The 4,206-nt window shown below is 44.3% G+C and carries 3 protein-coding genes; all 3 read left to right on the forward strand.

All coding sequences use genetic code 11. From position 1 onward, the window contains the following. On the forward strand, positions 1–1,885 hold a 1,885-nt coding region (locus tag HMPREF9141_RS13835), incomplete at its 5' end, for an RHS repeat domain-containing protein (RefSeq protein WP_007367269.1). Continuing rightward, positions 1,866–2,420 (forward strand): hypothetical protein, encoded by a 555-nt coding sequence (locus tag HMPREF9141_RS04260; RefSeq protein ID WP_007367270.1) that lies wholly within the window; start codon positions 1,866–1,868, stop codon positions 2,418–2,420. The genes HMPREF9141_RS13835 and HMPREF9141_RS04260, both read left to right, overlap by 20 nt. Positions 2,421–2,664: 244 nt before the next feature. Beyond that, positions 2,665–4,206 (forward strand): RHS repeat-associated core domain-containing protein (locus HMPREF9141_RS04265; RefSeq protein ID WP_370991934.1); only part of this gene is annotated, 1,542 nt, incomplete at its 3' end.

Here is a 4,206-nt window from a genome sequence, read left to right on the forward strand (position 1 = left end):
GACGTCGCTGACGAAACTCAACAAGGCGAAGTTAGGAGGAAGGAGTTCGCATACGTATGAGTATGATGAGCTGAACCGCCTTGTTCATGCAAACGGTAAGGCAAAAAGTGCAAGTTACGACATACTGATGTCGTTCGGACGGATGAGTGAACCGCTGACGAAGGTACAGAAGGTGGACTCAACGACAACTGCCAAGTCTTATAACTTTGCTTATAAGTATGAGGACAGTAACCACCCGACGGCTCCAACGCAGATTGGACACGATCATTACACATACGATGCCAACGGCAATCCAACGCTGGTAACGAACGATTCGACGAATACTACCCGCGAGATGTACTGGGATGAGGACAACCGCCTGATGGTACTCTCTGACAACGGTAAGACAAGCCGTTACACTTATAATGCTGCTGGCGAACGTATCATGAAGAGTTATGGTACGATGGAGGGTGTGTATATCAACGGTGCACCGCAGGGCATCACCTTCCACGAGACGGACAACTTCACGCTCTATCCTGCAAGTATCCTCTCTGTCAACAAGAACAGATTCACAAAGCATTACTTTATCGGTGACAAACGAGTTGCTTCAAGAATAGGAACGGGTCTGTTTAACAACGTCTACGGAAGAAACGGCTCATACATCACAGCTGGTCAGCAGGACTATGCTGAACGCATGAATCAGATTCAGAAGCAGAAGGAAGCGTATTATAAGGAGCAGGGCATTGCACCTGGTGTACCTACAATGAAGGGTGCGTATGGTGACCCGGAGATCACGCACATCGGCTACAACTCCATCATCAGGGAGCTGGGCAATCATGACGTGCCGCAGGGCTGGGTACAGACACCACGCCCCAACACCACGCCGGACACCAGCCCCGGCCCTCCTGTAAGCTGGAATGACCCGAGTAACCCTGACGACCCACAGGCTGGTTATGGTTACATTGCCAACGACACTACGAAAGAGGAAACCTTCTTCTATCATAGTGACCACCTCGGCAGTACGTCTTATATCACAGATGATAAAGCCAACATTACCCAGTATGATGCATATCTTCCATACGGTGAACTCCTTGTAGACGAACACTCATCAAGTGAAGACCTACCGTATAAGTTCAACGGCAAACAGTTCGATGAAGAGACCGGCTTGTACTATTATGGTGCAAGGTACTTGAACCCTATGGCAAGTATTTGGTATGGGGTGGATCCGTTGGCAGAGAAGTATTTAAATATTGGTAGCTATGTGTATTGCGCAGGGAATCCTGTAAAATTAAAAGACACAGATGGCCGTAAAATAGTATTTGTTACAGGTTCTGCGATATATCAGTACTATAGAGGTAATTTCTGGAGAGCAAATATTGGTAAAAATGGGAAAATATATAGAACCAATGTAAGGTATAATCCTTCAAAGCAGAGTATAAATAGGACCATGTATCGCGTGTTAGCGGCATTAAGGAAAATAGAAAGTAGTGGAGATAAAAAACTATCAGGTAATTTAAAACATTTATCAGAAAGTCCCAATGCTAAAACACATTATATATTTGAAGAAAAAGAAATAGGTAGCAGAGTTTCACCATTGAATTCTATAAGTACAATAACGCTCATTAATTTTGATAAAAATGAGAAAGAACCAGCATTCTCAACAATAGGTTTAACCGATTTTGATATAATGGCCCACGAAATGCAGCACATGTACGACTTTGATAAAAGAATTATATCGGGTAATCCTGATAAGCAGAGAAAAAGCCATAATGTCGATATTGCTGAAATACGAGGAGGCCAGGCGGAGAATCATGCACGTAAAATAGAAAAAAGGAAACTAAGAACCTCATATGGTGGTATGCCAATCAATAAAGAAGATTTGAAAAATGAAAACATCAAACCATAAATATAGCTTATTATTAATAGCTGTTATATGTCTATTTTCTGCTGGTTGTAAGACGGACAGGAAAAAGAATAATGTGTCATTTGAAAAAAACAGTAGCAGCATCTACGAAATCATTACGAAAGGTAGAGATGTACATATACAACGAGGGAATGATGGGCATTTATATGTGTTTAATGGGGTGCAGCTTCATGATTTATTCACAAGAAAATATAAAGGGGTATATTATTCTTACGTGAAATTCGAGGAACTTGTTTTCTCCGGAAAGATTTTTCCTGATTTTCAAGAGACCGTAGAATTTGAGTTTTATTTAAAAAAATTTCATGTAAATAGAAAGATAGAAATGATCTACGATAAAGGAGGTTACAAGAGCTTATTAGATCAATTTTGTAGTTTAGACAAATCTTCAGATACATTTATTATGAATGTAAAAACGGAAGAAGAAGCATACAATATAGCTTATTTTCTATCTGTGTATGGATTTACGTATTACTTTGATGATATGACAGGAAAACATATATTACGACATAATAAGTAATGAAGGTTCTCCGTATATAAGAAAATAATAGTAGTGAAGTACACAGACTTTCGTCAGTATATGCCTGAATATGCATGAGGTACTTTATCCAGAAAACCTCTTTAATCGTGTTACTTATACCTATGGTAAGGCTGGCGATAAGTATAACCGTGCCGGTCGTCTTGCTCTCGTTGAGGATGCGAGTGGTGGTGAAGCGTATTACTACGGCAAGCAGGGTGAGGTGACGAAAACCGTCCGTACAGTCATGGCGAGCGTGGCGGATATCAGGACTTATGTCTATGGTGCTACGTATGATAGCTGGAACCGTGTGCAGACGATGACTTATCCTGATGGTGAAGTGGTGACCTATCACTACAATGCTGCCGGACAGGTTGAGCGTCTTACGAGCAATAAACAGGGACGTCAGAGCGTTATTGTTGACAGGATAGGTTACGACAAGGAGGGTCATACGGTCTATACGAAACTCGGTAATGGCACGGAGACGACCTATACCTACGACAGGCAGCGTGAACGTCTGCAGGTGATGAACCTTACAGCGGATGGTCAGACTGTGATGGAGAATAGGTATCGCTATGATGCTGTGGATAATATCCTCGGTATTACGAATGCTGCCAACCCGACGTCGCTTACAAAACTCAACAAGGCGAAGCTGGGAGGAAAGAGTTCGCATACGTATGAGTATGATGAGCTGAACCGCCTTGTTCATGCAAACGGTAAAGCAAAAAGTGCAAGTTACGACATACTGATGTCGTTCGGACGGATGAGTGAACCGCTGACAAAAGTTCAGAAAGTGGACTCAACGACAACTGCTAAGTCTTATAACTTTGCTTATAAGTATGAGGACAGTAACCACCCGACGGCTCCGACGCAGATTGGTCACGACCATTACACATACGATGCCAACGGTAATCCTACACTGGTAACGAACGACTCTACGAATACTACTCGTGAGATGTACTGGGACGAGGACAACCGCCTGATGGTACTCTCTGATAATGGCAAAACCTCACGCTATACATATAACGCAGCCGGTGAGCGCATCATGAAGAGCTACGGTACGATGGAGGGTGTGTATATCAATGGTGCACCGCAGGGTATCACGTTCCACGAGACGGACAACTTCACGCTCTATCCTGCCTCAATAATCAGCATCAACAAGAATCGCTTTACAAAGCATTACTTCCTTGGTGACAAACGAATCGCCAGCCGTATCGGTACAGGCCTGTTCAACAACGTTTACGGGCGCAACGGCTCATACGTCACCGCCGGTCAGCAGGACTATGCTGAACGTATGAATCAGATTCAGAAGCAGAAAGAGGCATACTATAAGCAGCAGGGCATCGCCCCCGGCGTGCCGACGATGAAGGGTGCGTACGGTGACCCGGAGAACACGCACATCGGCTACAACTCCATCATCAGGGAGCTGGGCAACCACGACGTGCCACAGGGCTGGGTACAGACTCCACGCCCCAACACCACGCCGGACACCAACCCCGGCCCTCCTGTCTCCTGGAATGACCCGAGTAACCCTGATGACCCGCAGGCTGGTTATGGCTATATTCCAAATGACACTACGAAAGAGGAAACTTTCTTCTATCACAGTGACCACCTCGGCAGCACGTCTTACATCACAGATGATAAAGCCAACATCACGCAGTATGATGCCTACCTGCCATACGGCGAACTCCTTGTAGACGAACACTCATCAAGTGAAGACTTACCGTATAAGTTCAACGGCAAACAGTTCGATGATGAGACTGGCTTGTATTATTATGGCGCAAGGTAT

Origin of the sequence: Prevotella multiformis DSM 16608 (genome assembly GCF_000191065.1) — a bacterium.
GTDB lineage: Bacteria > Bacteroidota > Bacteroidia > Bacteroidales > Bacteroidaceae > Prevotella > Prevotella multiformis.

What these genes read in the sequence shown, in the direction of transcription:
- HMPREF9141_RS04260 (WP_007367270.1), top strand. Translation starts at nt 1,866, where the DNA reads ATGAAAACATCAAACCATAAATATAGCTTATTATTAATAGCTGTTATA.